Origin of the sequence: Sphingomonas sp. (assembly GCF_017304615.1) — a bacterium.
Lineage (GTDB): Bacteria > Pseudomonadota > Alphaproteobacteria > Sphingomonadales > Sphingomonadaceae > Sphingomonas.
Map to the genome: position 1 here is coordinate 197,394 of NZ_JAFKLZ010000003.1, position 17,741 is coordinate 215,134.

The 17,741-nt window shown below is 66.3% G+C and carries 16 protein-coding genes; 3 read left to right on the forward strand and 13 right to left on the reverse strand.

Features of this window, described 5'->3' with window-relative positions; all coding sequences use genetic code 11:
* The first annotated feature begins 124 nt into the window (after positions 1-124).
* Complete coding sequence (gene mgtE / locus J0J06_RS13605; protein WP_294042898.1) at positions 125-1,543, forward strand: magnesium transporter; 1,419 nt, start codon at positions 125-127, stop codon at positions 1,541-1,543.
* Positions 1,544-1,675: 132 nt separating this feature from the next.
* Entirely contained in the window at positions 1,676-2,080 is a 405-nt protein-coding gene (locus J0J06_RS13610) for a DUF1489 domain-containing protein (protein ID WP_294042900.1), read from the forward strand.
* Here the strand turns inward: J0J06_RS13610 and J0J06_RS13615 are convergent.
* The 7 genes from J0J06_RS13615 to J0J06_RS13645 all read right to left on the reverse strand — a co-directional run bounded on the left by J0J06_RS13615 (position 2,077) and on the right by J0J06_RS13645 (position 8,770).
* Complete coding sequence (locus J0J06_RS13615) at positions 2,077-2,799, reverse strand: DUF2807 domain-containing protein (protein WP_294042902.1); 723 nt, start codon at positions 2,797-2,799, stop codon at positions 2,077-2,079. The two genes, J0J06_RS13610 and J0J06_RS13615, sit on opposite strands and share 4 nt — an antisense overlap.
* A gap of 50 nt (positions 2,800-2,849) precedes the next feature.
* Entirely contained in the window at positions 2,850-3,569 is a 720-nt protein-coding gene (locus J0J06_RS13620; RefSeq protein WP_294042904.1) for a head GIN domain-containing protein, read from the reverse strand.
* A gap of 154 nt (positions 3,570-3,723) precedes the next feature.
* The gene (locus J0J06_RS13625; protein ID WP_294042906.1) at positions 3,724-4,224 is read right to left on the reverse strand and encodes a ferritin-like domain-containing protein; all 501 of its coding nucleotides are present in this window, start codon (positions 4,222-4,224) and stop codon (positions 3,724-3,726) included.
* A gap of 205 nt (positions 4,225-4,429) precedes the next feature.
* Positions 4,430-4,963, reverse strand: a complete 534-nt coding sequence (locus J0J06_RS13630) for a CarD family transcriptional regulator (RefSeq protein ID WP_294042908.1) — start codon at positions 4,961-4,963, stop codon at positions 4,430-4,432.
* Between the two features lie 418 nt (positions 4,964-5,381).
* Positions 5,382-5,723 carry a ferredoxin FdxA gene (gene fdxA, locus J0J06_RS13635; RefSeq protein ID WP_294042910.1) on the reverse strand — a complete coding sequence of 114 codons (342 nt, stop codon included), beginning with the start codon at positions 5,721-5,723 and terminating at the stop codon, positions 5,382-5,384.
* 121 nt (positions 5,724-5,844) lie between these two features.
* On the reverse strand, positions 5,845-6,150 hold the full coding sequence (locus J0J06_RS13640) for an RNA-binding S4 domain-containing protein (protein WP_294042937.1): 306 nt from the start codon (positions 6,148-6,150) through the stop codon (positions 5,845-5,847).
* Between the two features lie 61 nt (positions 6,151-6,211).
* Positions 6,212-8,770 carry a helicase-related protein gene (locus J0J06_RS13645; protein ID WP_294042939.1) on the reverse strand — a complete coding sequence of 853 codons (2,559 nt, stop codon included), beginning with the start codon at positions 8,768-8,770 and terminating at the stop codon, positions 6,212-6,214.
* 248 nt (positions 8,771-9,018) lie between these two features.
* On the opposite strand from J0J06_RS13645, the gene J0J06_RS13650 reads away from it, so the two are divergent.
* Positions 9,019-10,506, forward strand: a complete 1,488-nt coding sequence (locus tag J0J06_RS13650) for a M23 family metallopeptidase (protein WP_294042941.1) — start codon at positions 9,019-9,021, stop codon at positions 10,504-10,506.
* A gap of 108 nt (positions 10,507-10,614) precedes the next feature.
* Here the strand turns inward: J0J06_RS13650 and J0J06_RS13655 are convergent, their stop codons facing one another.
* The 6 genes from J0J06_RS13655 to J0J06_RS13680 form a co-directional block, all read right to left on the reverse strand.
* Positions 10,615-11,670, reverse strand: a complete 1,056-nt coding sequence (locus tag J0J06_RS13655; RefSeq protein ID WP_294042943.1) for a PEPxxWA-CTERM sorting domain-containing protein — start codon at positions 11,668-11,670, stop codon at positions 10,615-10,617.
* A gap of 133 nt (positions 11,671-11,803) precedes the next feature.
* Positions 11,804-13,423 carry a DUF87 domain-containing protein gene (locus J0J06_RS13660; RefSeq protein WP_294043373.1) on the reverse strand — a complete coding sequence of 540 codons (1,620 nt, stop codon included), beginning with the start codon at positions 13,421-13,423 and terminating at the stop codon, positions 11,804-11,806.
* Between the two features lie 119 nt (positions 13,424-13,542).
* The gene (locus J0J06_RS13665) at positions 13,543-14,274 is read right to left on the reverse strand and encodes a TIGR02186 family protein (protein ID WP_294043375.1); all 732 of its coding nucleotides are present in this window, start codon (positions 14,272-14,274) and stop codon (positions 13,543-13,545) included.
* A gap of 35 nt (positions 14,275-14,309) precedes the next feature.
* Positions 14,310-15,224 carry a sulfite exporter TauE/SafE family protein gene (locus J0J06_RS13670; protein ID WP_294042945.1) on the reverse strand — a complete coding sequence of 305 codons (915 nt, stop codon included), beginning with the start codon at positions 15,222-15,224 and terminating at the stop codon, positions 14,310-14,312.
* A gap of 8 nt (positions 15,225-15,232) precedes the next feature.
* Positions 15,233-15,940: a hypothetical protein gene (locus tag J0J06_RS13675; RefSeq protein WP_294042947.1), complete on the reverse strand. Its 708-nt coding sequence runs from the start codon at positions 15,938-15,940 to the stop codon at positions 15,233-15,235.
* A gap of 338 nt (positions 15,941-16,278) precedes the next feature.
* Positions 16,279-17,646 (reverse strand): glycosyl transferase family protein, encoded by a 1,368-nt coding sequence (locus tag J0J06_RS13680; protein ID WP_294042949.1) that lies wholly within the window; start codon positions 17,644-17,646, stop codon positions 16,279-16,281.
* Positions 17,647-17,741 lie beyond the last annotated feature (95 nt).

Sequence of the window (17,741 nt, forward strand, 5' to 3'; positions counted from 1 at the left end):
CTTGCTCCGTGAAATAAATGCGTTGAGCGGCCCGTAGCGACGTCGTTCGGCGCTGGCAAACCGCGGAAAATGGGGCTAACGGCCCCCGATATGGACATTCCCGCGCCCGAACCAAGGTCAGACGATGAGCGAGACCGATCTGGCGCCTGCGGAAGGCGAAGCCGAACTCGATAACGTCGCGGATCAGCTGGACGAGGACGACCGGCTGAAGCCAGAATTCGTGTCCGCCGTGCTCGACGCGGTCGAGGCCGGGGACAATGATGCGGCGCGCGCGCTGGTCGAGCCGCTGCATCCCGCCGACATCGCCGACCTGTTCGAGCTGACCCCGCACGAGGATCGCGCCCCGCTTGCCAAGGCGCTCAGCGACTTGCTCGACGCCGACGTGTTCGCGGAAATGAACGATTATGTCCGCGAGGACCTGATCGACGCGCTCGAGCCGCAGGAAGTAGCGGACATCGCGTCCGAACTCGATACCGACGACGCCGTCGCGATCATCGAGGACATGGAGCCGGCGGACCAGCGCGAGGTCCTGGAGGCGATGCAGCCCGACGATCGCGCTGCGATCGAGGAAGCGCTTTCCTTCCCCGAGGAATCCGCCGGCCGCCTGATGCAGCGCGACCTGGTCGCGGTGCCGGAGCATTGGACCGTCGGCGACGTCCTCGATTACCTGCGCGGGCATGACGAGCTGACGACCGATTTCTGGGAAATCTTCGTCGTCGATCCAGGGCATAAGCCGATCGGAACCTGCGCGCTGTCGTGGATCCTGCGCACCCCGCGCGGCATCGCGATCGGCGACGTGATGAAGCGCGAACAAACGCTGATCCCGGTCGATATGGACCAGGAAGAGGTGGCGCTGCGCTTCCAGAAATACGCGCTGATCTCAGCCGCGGTGGTCGACGCGAACGGGCGGCTGGTCGGCATGATCACCGTCGACGACATCGTCCACATCATCCAGCAGGAAGCGGGCGAGGACATCACCCTGCTGTCCGGCGCGGGCGAGGGCGACATCAACGAACCGATCCGCATGACGGTGCGGACGCGCGTCATCTGGCTGGTGGTCAATCTGGGCGCCACGATCTGCTCGGCGTCGGTGGTCGGGCTGTTCCAGGGCGAGATTGCGCGATTTGCGTTGCTCGCCGCGCTGATGCCGATCGTTTCGGCGCTGGGCGGCAATGCCGGCACGCAGACGCTGGCGGTGGTGGTGCGCGCGCTCGCGACCAATCAGCTGACGAGTTCGAACACGGGATGGATGCTGTTTCGCGAGTTCCGCATTGCGATCTTCAACGGTTTGTCGCTCGGGATCGTCGGCGCGGTGGGCAGCTATCTGATCCTTGGCAACATGCAGCTATCGACCGTGTTCGCGCTGGCGATGGTGATCAACAGCCTGGTCGCGGGGCTGGTCGGTGTGATCGTGCCGGTGGCGCTCGACAAGGCGAATATCGACCCGGCGGTTTCGTCCGCCGTCTTCGTGACGACGATGACCGACGTCATGGGGTTCTTTTCGTTTCTCGGCCTTGCGACCTTGTGGGGCCTGGGCGGTTAGCGCGTTGAAGCGCACGGCACCGGCCCGCTCCCCCACCCGACCGCCCATAGAATGAACTGATTGGGCGGTCGGGTGGGGGAGCGGGCCGGTGCCGCCCTTGCCGACGCAAAACACCAAACCCACATCGGCGCGATGCCGCTCCATCTCACCAAGGTCGCGTTCGGGATCAGCAATCTGGACCAGTTCGCCGCGCGCTGGAAGGCACGGGAGAGTGAGCCGCCCTACGAACTCGGTACGCGCTACCTGCCCAAACGCTGGGAGGAGATTGCGGGGCAGGGGTCGCTCTACTGGATCCTCAAGCATCAGCTCGTCGCGCGGTCGCCGATCGTCGGGTTCGGCGAGCTGCCGGGCGGGCGCGTGTCGATCCGGCTCGATCCGCACCTGGTGCTGGTCCAGGCGCGGCCCAAGCGCGCGCATCAGGGCTGGCGGTATCTGGAGGACGGTGACGCGCCCGCCGATCTGGGCGCTGGCGGTGAGGGCGTCGGATCGCTCCCTGCCGATCTGGTCGGCCGTCTCGCCGAACTGGCGTTGATCTAGGGTTTCGCGTCGGGTCCGCACAGGATCGGCCCGCCGGCCTGTGCCTTGGTGGTGCACTTGGCGGTGCCCGCGACGACGATCCGCCCAAGCCCGGTCGAGGTCAGGTCGGCGGTGTAGCGCGCCGTCGCGCGCGTCTCGCCCGGCCCGTCGAGCCGCACCACCAGGTCGCTGACCGTCAGCGGCGTCGCCATGATCGTGCCGGACCCGTTGGTCAGCAATCGCGCACGGTTGCTCTTGCCGGCAAGCGCCACCGTGCCGGTGCCGATCACCGCGACCGACAATTCGTCGCTGCCGATTCCCCGCGCGTCGATCGACCCGGCACCAGTAATCTGGAAATCGAGCTTCTGGCCGCGCATGCTGCCGCTCGCCGCCACCTTGCCGCCGCCGATCACCGTGACGGCGCGAAGGTTGGACGTAACCAGGGTGATGACCGGCGCGGGACCGCTCGTCGCGCCGCGCTCGCCCCAGCCGGCCGATCCCTTGCGGACGATCAGCGTCGTCCCCTGCACCTCGATGTCGAGGTTGGCGAGCACGTCCGAACTGCCGCTCGCTTTGGCCGACTGCCCGGCATTGCCGACCGTCACTTGCACGTCGAACGGTCCTTCGACCCGGATGCGGTCGAAGCTGGTGACCGTGAAGCCACGATCGGCGGCGTTCGCGGGAAGCGCCAGCGCGGTCAGCGCCAGACCGAGGATGAAGCGGACCATAGCGGCGAGCATCGCATCGCCGGGGCGGCGGGCGCAAGCGCAATCGGTGGTTAGCGGTCGGCTCAGCTACAGGTGACGCGCCCGGACCCCAGCTTGCTGGTCGTGCACTTGGCGCCGCCGGTCAGCGTTACGTCGCCCGATCCCATGACGTCGACCTTGGCCGGACCCGCGACGGCGGCGGACACGTCGCCCGATCCCGTCACGCTGATCTCGGCCTGGCTCAGCGTCAGCTTGGCCGCGTCGATGCTGCCCGATCCCAGGACGGAAAAGCTGCCGGCCTTGGCGCTGCCGCTGGTGCTGACACTGCCTGACCCGGTCAGCGAGAAGTCCGCGCGCTGGACGTTGATCGACGCGATAGAGAGATCGCCCGATCCGGTCGCCTCGACCTTGAAGCCGTCACCCTCGACATGGTCGATCGCCACATCGCCCGATCCGGTCGACCTGGCGGCGGTGATGCGCGGCATCGTGACATAGATTTTCAGGTGCCCGCGATCGCTCTTCCCCCAACTGAACCCGGAATTCGACTTGCGCCGGATTTCGAGCGTGTCGCCGTTCCTGACGATCTCCAGTCGCGCCATGATCCCGGTGTCGCCCTCGGCGCGAACCGAAAAGCCCGACCCGACGCGAACGTCTACGTCGTCCGGCCCGGTCGAATCGACCGCGCTGAAACCGTCGAGCGCGAAGGTCTTGCTACCGTTGACGCCACTGGTGGTCGTCTTGGCGTCGACGTTACCGGAACAGGCGGCGAGGGGGATCAAAACGAGCAGAGCGAGCGGGCGCATGGAAAAGCCTCCGTTGTGTATTGCTCTAATAACACACAGGGGAGGGTCCGGCAAGCCCGCAAGCACCGTCGCTCAGCAAGCAATCACCGCACTCGCGGCGTTACGTCGGACAAACGGGGCGCCTCCTTTCGAGCCGGCCCCGTTGTCGCAGCGTTCATTCGGCGGGTTCGAGCGCCTTGTCGTTGGCCAGTTGCTCGGCGAGGGCGGTGAGCGATTCGTCGGTGTTGCTTTCCTCGGTCAGCGTCTGGTCGAGGAGCGTCGCTGCATCGTCCAATCCGAGCATCGTCGCCCAACGCTTGAGCGTCCCATATCGTGCGATCTCATAATGCTCGACCGCCTGCGCGGCCGCGACCAGACCGGCGTCCAGCGCAGCCGTGCCCTTATAGTCGGACGCGATCTCGTCGCCTTCCTCAAGGATCCCCTCGATGGCATCGCATTTCTTGCCGCGTGCCGCCTTGCCGATCAGATCGAACACTCGCTCGAGCCGGTCGATCTGACCCTCGGTCTCGTCATAATGCTTGTCGAACGCCGCCTTGAGTTCCGGCAATTCGGCGGCCTTGCTCATCTTGGTCAGGCCCTTGAGGATCTTTTTCTCCGCGTAGTAAATGTCACGCAGCGTATCGTAGAACAGGTCGTTCAATGTCTTGTCGGTCATTTTCCGGCTCCCTCTGATGAGAGGGAACAACCGTTTCCGACGGCCCCGTAGTTCCGCGAAATCGTGGTGATCTCGATCAACCAGACGAAAAAGGGCGGCCCCGCAGGACCGCCCTCTTACGCCAAGCCGTCAGACGGTCACGCTACGCGCGACCGCTGGCCGGGCTTGGCGAGTCTTCGGATTGCTGCGCAATCCGAAGCTTGCCTCAAGCCGGCACCTTGTCCTTGTTCCAGATCGCGGCGGCCTTGCGCAGGATGTCGAGGATCTTCTCCAGCGCGCCCTTTTCGTCGGTCTCTTCCATCGCCGCGAGTTCGCGGGCGAGGCGGCTGGCGGCCGCTTCGAAGATCTGGCGTTCGGAATAGCTCTGCTCGGGCTGGTCCTCGGCGCGGAACAGGTCGCGGACCACTTCGGCGATCGACACCAGGTCGCCCGAATTGATCTTCGCTTCATATTCCTGCGCGCGGCGCGACCACATGGTGCGCTTGACCTTGGGCTTGCCCTTCAGCGTCTCCATCGCTTCCTTCATCGTCTTGTCCGACGAAAGCTTGCGCATGCCGACGCTCTCGGCCTTGTTGGTCGGCACGCGGAGCGTCATGCGCTCCTTTTCGAACCGGAGCACGTACAGCTCCAGCGTCATGCCCGCGATTTCCTGCTTCAGAAGCTCAACGACACGACCAACGCCGTGCTTGGGGTAAACAACGTAATCACCGACGTCGAAGGACAGCGCCTTGGCAGCCATGTAACTTCAACCTTTCATTGGGAAGCGCCCTAATAACGCCGCAGCGCCCAACATGGCGCCGAACGTGGGCTGTTATGATGCGTGTGTCTCCACACGAGAGACTCAAGGAATGGCTCTCGTCTGCGCCTATTTAACAGAGTCGTAATAAAATTACCAGTGCTGCGTTGCAAATTAGGACCGGTATGCTTCCCAATTGGCGGGTCGAGGCGATTAGCGGCGCTAATCGCCGCTTAGCGACGCGCCACGGCCGGTGGGTCGCGAAGCGAACCCATCCGACGGCGGCTTTGCCGCCGGCGCGGCCTGATGATGTTGAGAATTGCCGCCGGCAAAGCCGTCGGCCGGATCGGCTCAACGCCGTCCGCCGGCCGTGCTCTGCCGTACGGTGCCGATTAGCTAACGCTAATCGTCACGGCCGAGCTTAATCGCCTTGGCCGGGTTCCGCAGAAAAGTACTTGTCGTACTTGCCCTCTTCGCCCTTGTGCTCGTCGGCATCGGCGGGGGTCTGGTCGTTCTTGCGCGTGACGTTGGGCCATTGCGCGCTGAACGTATTGTTGAGTTCCAGCCACTTTTCCAGCCCGCTCTCGGTGTCGGGCAGGATCGCCTCGGCCGGGCATTCCGGCTCGCACACGCCGCAATCGATGCATTCGCTGGGGTTGATGACGAGCATGTTCTCGCCTTCGTAGAAGCAGTCGACCGGGCACACCTCGACGCAATCCATATACTTGCAGCGGATGCAGGCGTCGGTGACGACGTAAGTCATTTCGGGCTCCCCAACGGACGATTTCGGGCCGTGCTATGCCTGTGATTCGCACAGGTCAATCGATCCGGGCTTGATGCGAGACGTTCTTAAGTTGTGCCTGGTCTGTCGCGGGGCGGCACCGCTATTCACCGACTAGAAGTTCTTGGTAACACGCCTGCGCCTCGCTCGGCGGGCCGCGCCGGATTGGGAGTATCTCGACCCGGATGGTGCGGACTTCGCCGTGGTGCGCGACGAAGGTCAGGATATTGCCGATACGGACGGCGGCGGCGGCGCGATCCACCGGGCGGCCGTCGATGCGGAAGCGGCCCCGTTCGACCAGGTCCTGCGCCAGGCTGCGCGTCTTCGCGAACCGCGCGAACCACAGGAACTTGTCGAGGCGCATGGTGCCATAGGCGGTACCGGCCCGCTCCCCGTCCCGACCGCCCATCTAGGGTATCCTCTGGGTGGCCGGGAGGGGGAGCGGGCCGGCACCGCGCAAGACAAAAACGTCATCCATTCAGCATGTCCGCCAGCACCGCGAAGGCGTTGTCCTTGCGCGGTGCGGCCGGTTTGGCGTTGGGGGTGAGGCCCTGCCACAGCCATTGCGGCCGTCCCTCGGCATCGGGCCGCGCGGTGCGGAAGCCGAGTTGCGCCATCAGCCGCGCCAGCGTGTCGGGTTGCAACCCGATCGAGGTCGCGAGCGCGGGATCGAGCGGGAAGGGCGCGCGGCCGGTCTTCGACTGTTGGAGCCGCGCGTCGTGCGCGGCGCGGGCGATGCGTTCGGCGAGATCGACGCGCACCGCCTGTTGGCCGAGCGGGCGGAAGCCGTGCGACAGGTCGCCGCCGGGCGCCCCCCTAGGTAGCACCGTCGCGCCCTCGCGCGGACCGTCGCCGAGCCCCATCAGCATCCGCCGCCACCCCGCCGCCTGCGGCTTGAGCAAGCCGGGCGCGAACAGGTCGAGCGTGCCGATCGTCACGCCGATCTTCGCGAGCCGCTTGCGCGCGGGCGGATCGAGCGCCTCGACTTGCCGCCCGATCGCGCGGCGGGGGAGGAGGCCGCCCGCTTCGAGCAACGTGCCAGCGATCGCCCGGAGCGGCGCGCCCGCGGCGGGATCGCGCAGGATTGCGTCGAGTTGCACGAACACCGGGAGCTGTCGTGCGATCTGGCCCGTCAGCCAAGCGTCGAGACGCGCCTGAACCGGCTTGCGCACCGCCGGGTCGAGCGCCGCGACGGAGCGGTCGAGCACCACGCGGGGCTGGGCAAGGCTGGGGCCGGGCGCGATGTGCGCTACGGGATACCCGCGCCACACCACCTCCGTTCGTCCTGAGCCTGTCCAAGCACGTGGGGAGCGAGGTTCACCCGCAACACGCCCTTCGACAGGCTCAGGGCGAACGGCAATGGAGAAGGCGTCATCCCCCGACCCCGCCAATTCCCCCGCTCGCCGCGCCAGTTCCGCGCCCAGCCGCTTATCGGCCGCCGCCAGCAACAGGCGCTTGTCAGCCGCGCGCGCATTCGGTGCGACGGTAAAGCTAAATCCCGCCAGCGTCCCGATCGGGTGATCCTCGACCAGCACCTCGCCCTGCTCGCCGATCACGACGGGCAACGCGCCGGCGTCCTTGCCGATCTGGCGCATCAGCACCGTGGTGCGCTTGTCGACGAAGCGCTGCGTCAGGCTGGTGTGGAGCGCATCCGACAGCCGCTCCTCGACCTCGCCGGCGCGCGCCGCCCAGTGCGCCGGATCGGCCAGCCAGTCGCTGCGGTGCGCGATATAGGCCCAGGTGCGGATCGCCGCGATGCGGCCCGCGATCGTCTCGACATCGCCCGTCACGTCGTCGAGCCGCGCGACTTCGCTCGCGAACCATGGCGCGGGGATCCGCCCGTTGCCCTCGCTCAGGTGCTGGAACACACGCGATACCAGCCGCGTATGCGGCTCCGCGCCGAGCTTGCGGAAATCGGGCACGCCGCATGCCGCCCATAATCGTGCGGCCATCGCGGGCGATCGCGCGCGGTCGCGCACCCAATTCTCCTCGGTCAACCGCTTGAGTACGCCGAGATCGACCGCAGGCGGCGCGGCGCGGAGCGCGGGGTGGGCGGGCCGGGTCTCCAGGCTCGCGATCAGCGCGTCGATCGAACCGAGATCCGGCTCACCCTCGCGCCAATAGAGGAAATCTAGCGCGGGAAAGCGATGCTCCTCGATCGCGTACACTTCCTCCGGGGTGAACGCGCCGGGGCCTTCCTCGCTCAGCGACCCGAACGTCCCGTCCTTCTGGTGCCGCCCGGCGCGCCCGGCGATCTGCGCCATTTCGCTCACCGTCAGGCGTCGCTGGCGCTGACCGTCGAACTTGGACAGGCTGGCGAACGCGACGTGGCTGACGTCCATGTTCAGCCCCATCCCGATCGCGTCGGTCGCGACCAGATAATCGACCTCGCCCGCCTGGAACATCGCAACCTGCGCGTTGCGCGTGCGAGGGCTCAGCGCGCCCATCACCACCGCCGCGCCGCCCCGCAGCCGCCGGATCATCTCCGCGACGGCATAGACTTCCTCGGCGCTGAACGCGACGATCGCGGATCGCTTGGGCAGCCGCGACAGCTTTTTCGCCCCTGCATAGCTCAGCGTCGAGAAGCGCGGGCGGTTGACGATCTCCGCGTCGGGGACCAGCGCCTTGATCATCGGCTTCAGCGTTTCGGAGCCGAGGATCATCGTCTCGGCCCGGCCCCGCGCGCGGAGCAGCCGGTCGGTGAAGACATGCCCCCGCTCCGGATCGGCACCGAGTTGCGCCTCGTCCAACGCCACGAACGACACATCCCGATCGGTCGGCATGCTTTCCGCCGTGCACAGGAACCAGCGTGCATCGGGCGGGACGATGCGCTCCTCGCCGGTCATCAGCGCGACGCTGTCCTTGCCCTTGATCGCGACCACCCGGTCATAGACCTCGCGCGCCAGCAAGCGCAGCGGAAAGCCGATCATCCCGCTCGAATGCCCGCACATCCGCTCGATGGCCAAGTGCGTCTTGCCGGTGTTGGTGGGCCCGAGCACAGCGGTGACCGGGTTACTGTACGCGCTCATTACGCGGGGTAACATCGGCGCGGACGGACCGGTAAGCAACCCGCCGTGCGATAGAAAACTCCGCCTCGATTCACGTACCTTTAAACGGGTCTCGCCTGTCCCATTCACCTGTCCCTCGCGCTGCACGGTTTGCCGCAGGGAGGTGCGCATATGGCGGCCTTTAAATTGACATTAACCAGCCGGCCCCACAGTGCTGGCCGCCTGCGCCGGGGGTGGATCGGCGATACGGTTCGAGGACGTTTTTCGCCGTGTATTTGCGCAACGACCAGTTCGATTCCGCGGGCGGCAGCGCCGCGCGCGCGACCGAGTTGGTCTTGCTGCCCCAACCGGCCCGGCTCGACCGCATCCGCCACGCCATCGAAAGCATCGACTGGACGCCCGATCTCGGCGCGCGGATCGGATCGCGCGATTGGTTCCGCGGGGCCGCGACCTGCGCCGCCTTGCTGGGCGCGACCTGGGCGCTGTCGCCCGGTTTCGCGCGTCCGATCGTCGGTGACACGCCCGCGGCGCTGAAGGGGCAGGCCTGGGACAATGCCCGCGCGCAAGGCATCGCGCCGCTCGCCTGGGGTGCCGATACCGGCCAGCGGATGGCAGCGAACGACCTCGTACGTCCGCTGGGCGAAACGCCCGACCGCCCGCATCTGCCCTTTTCCTCGGCGATGAGCGACGGCGACAGCCTCGCCGCGTTGCTGCGTCGCGCGGGGACGGCGAAGGCCGACATTGCGGCGATTGCCGATCTGGTCGGCGGCACGATGGGGCTGGACGACATCCGTCCCGGCACCCGCTTCGAAGGCGTGCTCGGCCCGCGCGCCAAGAAGTCCGACCCGCGTCCGATCGAAAGCCTCAGCTTCCAGCCGGCGTTCGATTTCCGCCTGACCATCACGCGCACCGCCAACGGCCTGTCGATGCAGCGCCAGTCGATCGCGGTCGACGACACGCCGCTCCGCATCCAGGGACTGGCGGGTGCGAGCCTCTACAAATCGCTGCGCGCCGCGGGCGTGCCGTCCAAGGCCGCCGCGGATTACCTGAAGGCGATCGCGACGCGCATCTCGGTCGGCGGCGAAGTCACTGCGGGCGACCCGTTCGACATCATCCTGAAGCAACGTCGCGCCGCGACCGGCGAGGTCGAAGTGGGCGACATCCTGTTCGCCGGACTCGATATGGGTAACCGCAAGATCCAGCTCGTCAAATGGGCGGGGCAGGACAGCGGCGACGCGGACAGCGGCAGCTGGTACGACGCCAACGGCCAGACGCGGCGCGAAGGGTTCGCCGGACTGCCCTGCGGCGGGCGCGTCAGCTCGTCGTTCGGCATGCGGCTTCACCCGATCCTCGGCTATTACCGCATGCACAAGGGTATCGACGTCGCCTGTGCGTACGGCTCGCCGGTCTATGCCGTCATCGACGGCACCGTCGATTATGCCGGCTACAAGGGCGGCTACGGCCAGTATATCGGCATCAATGGCCCCGGCGGGGTCGGCACCGGCTACGGCCATCTCAGCCGCATCGCGGTGCGTTCGGGCACCCACGTGTCGCGCGGCCAGATTGTAGGCTATTCGGGCAATTCGGGCCTGTCGACCGGTCCGCACCTGCACTTCGAGACCTACCGCTACGGCGCCACGGTCAACCCGCGCGGCTTCTCCTTCTCGTCGATGGCGGCACTCAGCGGCAGCGCGCTGCGCGCGTTCAAGGCGAAGGTCGCGGAATTGCTGGCGGTGAAGGTGGGGACGACGCGGTAGTCGCAAGTCGGCTAAGGGTCGAAGCCGACCCGAGGCATATGACTGCAATCGGCAAAAAAAGGGGCGCCGGTTTGCGAACCAGCGCCCTCAATAGTGCCGGCGGGAGCGTCAGGCGAAGCGGATGCGCGTGGCGGCCCCGGAACGACGGCGCAGCGCACCACCCACGAAGCCGAAGCCCATCAGCATCATCGCCCAGGTCGCCGGTTCGGGAACGCCGGCAACCGGCTGCTGATTACGTCCCGAAAACAGCGTCCCCGACGCTGACGTGAAGCTCAGCCCCGTCGGCAGCGGGTCGAAATTGAAGGCGCTGGTGTTGCCGAAGTCGCAGGTCGAGCCGCTCACGCGGCAGGTAAGATCGAGCGAGAGCGTAAAGCCCAGGCTCGATTGGCCGACGGGAATGGATATGAGCGTGCTGATTCCGCCGCCGAACGGGCCGCTCACCGGATTGCCGAAGCTGGTGATGTCGAAGTCCGAAGAATTGCCGGCAAAGAACCACTGCTGGTCGAAAAATCCGTCGGCCCAGCCCCGGCTGAGGCCGTAGCCGCCAACCCCAAAACCGCTATTGGCGAAGGTTATGTTCGACGATGGAGAGTTGAGCGCCAGATAGACGTTTGCGTTGTCGAAATTGTTGTTCTGGCCGTTCGTGAACTGGCCGTCGAACGAATAGCCGATCCGCAGATTGATCGCCGACCCCGTCGTGTTGTTGAAGGTCACGATGTCGCTGATCGTCGACAGTACGAAGCCTTGGCCGGTGTTCGGCGTGGGATTGGATGCGAATGCCTTGACGGTCCCATCTGCGAGGCTGGCGGTTCCGCGCGCGACGGAGCTGGCGTTCGATGTTGTAATCGTGCCGTTGGTCCAGCCGTTGTCGGACCAGCTTGTGGATGCCGTACCCGCCTCGGAAACGCCGGTATTGGGAACGTCCTCCCGGCCGTTGATAATGGACGCGCGGGCGCCAGTGATTTGGCCACCGCCCCCCGGGAAACCGCTGACCGACGACGCCACGCAGGAGCGCGGATTGACGGCAACGATGTTGCCATTCGCCGAGCCGACGCAGCTGTTATAGGCCGGAGGAGCGGTCGGGCCGCTCTGGGCCGACGCCGGCATGGCGGCGATAAAGGCTGTGCCCGCGACGGCGGCGGCAAGCAGAGTTCTGATAGTCACGTTTACCCTCCCGTTGATTGGTCCAATGCAACAGAAGGCGGGAGCGCGATAAAAAGGGGGCCACGCAAAATCGCGTGGCGATCAATTAGTTCGGATTCGGACCTCGCAAAGGCGAGACCGGCTGGGGTGTGGCTTACCGCCCCTGCGATCGCCACCGGCGGATGGTGCGCCCGATGATCTGGTCCTCGCCGCCTGTTTCGCGCCACAAGTCGGAGAAGATCGGGTCGGCCGAGGCCGGACGCTTGCTCTCTTCGAGCCCGTCGAACGCGACGCGGATCGGGATCGCGACACCCTCGCCGCAGATGATGCACTCGCGATTGCGCAAGGCGGGAATCGAATCGAGGAAGCCGCGTGCGCCCTCGGGCATGGCGGCCCGGACGAACGCCTGGTCGCGATCGTTGTTGAGGCGCATCGAAATGATCGTGCCGCACTGCGACAGCACGCCTTCGGCGAGGTCGGACGGACGCTGCGTGATCAGGCCCAGCGACACGCCGTACTTGCGGCCTTCCTTCGCGATGCGGCTGAGGATCTTGCCGACCGACGATCCGTCGGCGTTGCGCTCGTTGGGTATATAGCGGTGCGCTTCTTCGCAGATCAGCAGGATCGGACGCTGCGGTTCGTGGCGGCTCCAGATCGCAAAGTCGAACACCATGCGGCTCAGCATGGCGACCACGACGCTGGTGATTTCGTTCGGCACGCCGGACACGTCGATGATCGAGATCGGCTTGCCGTCGCCCGGCAGGCGGAAGACGCGGCTGATAAAGTCGCTCATCGTGTCGGCGACCAGCATGCCCGAAAACATGAAGCTGTAGCGCGGATCGGCCTTGATCTCGTCGATCTTGGTCTTGAGGCGCAGGTACGGCGCGGTATCGCCGGCGCGATCCATCTTGCCCATTTCGAGTTGGATCAGGTTCGTCAGGTCGCTCAGCAGGTAGGGGACCGGCGCATCGACCGTCAGCTTGGTGATTTCCTGGCCCAGCCGGCTCTTGCTGCGCGCCATCAACAGGCACTTGGCCAGAATGTCGCGGTCGATCTGCGCTTCGTTGCCGCTGGTCGTCAGGAACACTTCGCAATGTTCCTCGAAGTTCATCAGCCAGTACGGCATCTGCAGGTTCGACACGTCGAAGATCGCGCCCGTCGTGTCGAACGCCGCCGAATATTCGCCGTGCGGGTCGATCATCACGATATGGCCCTGCGGCGCGAGTTCGCAGATGCGGTGGAGGATCAGGGCGGCGCTGGTCGACTTGCCGGTGCCGGTCGAACCGAGCAGCGCGAAATGCTTGCCCAGCATCGCGTCGATATAGAGAGAGGCTCGGATGTCCTTGGTCGGATAGACCGTGCCGATTTCCACGTTGGCGCGATTGTCGGCGGCGTAGATTTGCTTGAGATCGGCGGTCGAGACGGGGAAGGATTCGGCGCCGGGGCTTGGATAACGAGTCACGCCGCGGCGGAAATTGTAGAGCTTGCCGGTCAGCCGCTCCTCGTCGCCTTCGCCGAGAAAGTCGATCTGCGCCAGGACGCCTGCGTCGGCGAGACGGAGCGAACGGATGTTGGCGATCATCCACGTCGCTCCCACGCGAATCTTGATCTGCGCGCCAACCGATCCGGCGTTGGCCAGCACGGGGTCGGGATCGCCTGCATAGCTGTCTATCGCCTCACGATCGAGCAGCACGGTACCGCCCGACCCGGCAATATCGATCAGCCCGCCGATCAGGCGCAGATGACTTTGCTCCGTGGGCGCCACGGACCCCATTGTGGGTGTCGCATTGGCGAACGCGCTGCCGCCCGGCATCTCAGTCATCGAATAAATCCCCTGCTCATCGGGCCACGCCTTACGCGCGCAGGGGTAAAGAATAGGTGATTAACCGCGATCTAGACGCGGCGCGCGATATAGCCCGCCGCCCAGCCGAGCAGCACCGACAGTGCCACCGTGACAAGGCCGTAGGTGATCGACCATCGTTGCGCCGATCGCGCGACGAAGCGCTCGAACCCCGACTTGCGGATCTCGATTTCCTTGGTCGCGACGGCGAGGACATGGCCGTCGCGGATCAGGAAGGTCTCCGCCGTGAACCGCCCGACCGGCACACGCGCCGGAATATCGACGCGCGCGCGATACAGCACGCCGTCGCTGATCTCGACCGCATTTGGCTTCTGGTAATAGAGGCCGGTTCGCTCCTTGAGATCGGACAGCCCGCGCGCAAAGCGTTCCTGTTCGTCGGCGGGCGCGTTCGACGCAGGCGATAGTTGCAGGCTGTCGAGGCCAAGTTCGTAGATCGCCCGGCTGCGTTCGTCGACGATCTGGTCGATCGGGCGCGACGACACCATGCCGTAGAAACTCGGGGCGGAGCGGTAGCGCAGCCGCGCGGCATTGACCCAGATGCCCGCGATCTTCTCCTTCTCGCGCACCAGGATCGACTGGGTCGGCCCCCTGACGACGACGACGATGTCGGTCGGCTTGTCGTCATCGGGCAGCCGTCCGCCGGGATAGAGTATCGCCCCGAACAGCAGCAATTCGGCCCCGGCGAACGAATAAGCGATGTCGATCTGGCGTTGCGACACGTCGGGGACGAGGACGGGTTTGGGTGCCGGCCTGGCTTGTCCCATCAGTAGCGGCGCCAGCAGGATGAGCGGCGTCGCCCTCACGACAACTCAACCGAGAATATCTCGTCGGGCCGCCAGGTCAGGCCGATGAAGATGCGCAATCCGACCAGCAGCACCAGCGCCGCGAGCGCGAGGCGGAGATATTCCGGCTTCACCTTGGTCGCGAACCGCGCGCCGAGTTGCGCGCCCGTCACCGACCCGACCAGCAGCAGCGCCGCGAGTACGATGTCGACCGCTTTGGTCGTTGTCGCATGGACCATCGTCGCCCAGGCGGTGACGAACAATGTCTGGAACAGGCTGGTCCCGACGACGACCTGCGTCGCCATGCCGAGCAGATAGATCATCGCCGGCACCAGGATGAACCCGCCGCCGACCCCGAGCAGGATCGTCAGGATGCCGACGAAGAACCCTAGCAGCAACGGCGCGAGCGGCGAAATGTAGAGGCCGGAGCGGTAGAAGCGCATCCGGAAGGGCAGGCTGGAAACCAACGGATGGTGGCGGCGCTTGGCGGCGCGCGGCGCCTGGCCGGCGCGGGTCGCGCGGATGAACTGGATCGATTCCTTCGCCATCATCGAGCCGATCCACCCGAGCATGACGACATAGACGATCGCGATCACCGTATCGAGCTGGCCGCTCGCCTGGAGCGCCTTGAAGATCCACGCGCCCGCAGCCGAGCCGGCGAAGCCGCCCGCGACCATGATCCCGCCCATCTGGAAATCGACTCCGCGCCGCTGGAGATGCGCGAACACGCCGGACACGCTCGCGCCCGTCACCTGGCTCGCGGCGGACGCGGCGGCGACGGTCGGCGGGATTCCGTAGATGATCAAAAGCGGCGTCGTCAGAAACCCGCCGCCGACCCCGAACATCCCCGACAGTAACCCGACGAACCCGCCGAGCAGTACGATGACCAGCGCGTTGACCGACAGGTTGGCGATGGGGAGGTAGAGGTCCACGACCCCGCTTATCGCGTGGATGCGATTTGCGGAAGGACGTGGAGGCTAGAAATCGCCGCCGATGACCAGCACGGGTCCCGATCCGGGCCGCGCGCCGCCCGCCACACGCTGCCTCCAGTCGAGCGAGGCGCGGATCGCCGTGCCGAGAACGGGTAACCGGACGCCGAGCGACGGGCCGACGTCGAGCCGCTCGGCGCCGCGCTGTGCGCCGCCCCAACCGCCGAGCCCGAGATCGACTGTGGCATTGCCGACCGACAGGAAGCGGCGGGAGAGCCGTGCCGCGCCTTCGGCATAGGGTTCGGCGCGCCGTCGCCGGATAAGCCCTGCCTGGCGTAGGTTTCGAGGTCGAAGCCGAAGGCGACGGGCGCGGGTCCAGTCCCCGCGATGATCCCGGCCGCCGGGCCGCTTGCGCCGCCATCGAGCGCGACGCGATATTCGGCCACGATCCGCACGGGAAGGGCGGTCGGCCGCCATTCGATGCCGACCGCCGCTTCGCGACCCTGTCCTTTGAGCGGCGTCGCGACGCGTCCGACGATCGCGACGCGGCGCGCGTCGCCGATCGCATAGGCGATACGCAGTCCGGCCTGGCTCCCGCCCAGTTGTCCGCCGCTCAGTCCCGGCGCGATGCCGCGGCCGTCGCGCAGGACGAACCACGCGCTTGCAGACCAGCGGCTCTCGGCCTTGTTCGCCGGGCGCGCGATGGCGGGTGGTGGCATGAGAAGGGATTGCGGCGGGGGCGCGGGGTCGGCGGCCCGGACCGGGGTGGTTGGCGCTACACTCTCCACTCGCGAATTCAGGATGAGCAGGGTGCCGGGTCCGGCAATTGAACGTAGTGGAACTGTCGAGACTGATTGCGACTGCGGAGGTTCCGACGCGATTGTCAGCGGCTGCGAGGGTGCGACGGTCGGGGCGACGAATGACTTTCGGTCGAAAGCGATGGGCGCGATTGCGCGCGGGATCGCTGCGGGGACTGCGGTCGTTGGCCACAACATGAACGCGCGAATGGCGACCCAGCCGACCAGGGTCGCGCCGAGGAAACGGATCGGGCGGCCGCTCATGGCTCGATCGCTTCGGGAAAGCGGTGGCGGGTCTTGTCCCAGACCGGCCGCCGTCCGCGTAGCGCGGCCACATAGCGTGACATCGCCGCGCGCGCCGCCATCAGCGCGATGAAATTGCCGACCAGCACGCGGGGCAGCGACAGGAAGGCTTGCCACCAGCCATAGGCGCGTCCGGTGAACCACGCCCGCATTACCAGCCGCCATGCCAACATCGCTGCGTTTATCGTGAGCAGCACCATCATCGGTTCGCTCGGTTGCGGGGCTCGATCGCCCGCCAGCCAATGCAACGCGAGCGACGCCCCCCATGCCATCAGCGCGACATAGGCCGTGAACAGCACCAATAGGGACAGTGGCGCGCGGCGGTCGCGCAAGCGCATCCAATGATCGCGCCAGTCGCTTGCCCGTCCCCAGCCGAGCCGGTCCCAGCCGTCGAGCGCGATGCCGATCATCCAGCGCGCCTTCTGCGCCACTGCCTCCCGGACCGTGTTCGGGAAATATTCGGCGACGGCGATCACCCGCCCATCGGCATCGCGAACCCGCGCGAAGATCTGCCGCCCACCGAGCATCGCGGTGCGCAGGCCAAGCTCGTAATCCTCGGTCAGGCTGTCGGCGTCGAACGGCAGGCCGCCGCGCGCTTCCGCTACCCGTTCGAGCAGCGCGCGATCGATCGCGCACCCCACGCCGGCGAGAGGCATGGGTGCGCCGAGCCAGCCGCGCGCTACAAGGCGCAGACCGTGGGCCTCGGCGAACTCGTCGATATAGTGCCCGGCGACGAGCGGCGATCCGCGATCGACCAGCGGCATGACCGGCAACTGAATGACCTGGTGCTTGCCGAGCAACGCGCGATAGACGCGCAATTCGTCGCGATGGACGACGTCCTCCGCGTCGTGGAACGCGACCGCCTTTGCCGACCAGCCCTCCGCCCCCTCTTCCCGAAGCAACGCATCCCACAATTGGTTGAGGCAATCGGCCTTGGTCGTCGGCCCTGATCGTATGTTGATCACCAAGCGAACGCGAGGATCGGTTTCGGCGACGACGGAAACCGCGTCGATCGTCGCGCGATCATTGGGATAAACGCCGACATAGAGTCTAAAATCGTCGTCGCCGAACCGCGCTAGCGTTGTCGCCAGCATCCGTCCGATCACCCCGGCTTCGTCCCATGCGGGCACGAAGATGGCGATGCGACCGGCGGTTGGCGCGGGCAGGTCTTCGATCCGCATATCCGGTCGCCGGCCCGTCAGTCGGCCGAGCCAATACACCGCGTCGAGCGCGAGGTCGTCGATCCCCCCGATCAGGAAGCCGATACAGGCAAGGATAACGGTCTCGCGCGCGATCGCGTCGATCGCCGCTATAATTCCCCCCAAAAGCGATCCCCCGATTCGCCAATGACTTAGCTTGGCCGTGTAATGATTTTCGATCAAGTATCCGTTTGGCGGCGAAATCGCGTTGGACTTCGTCT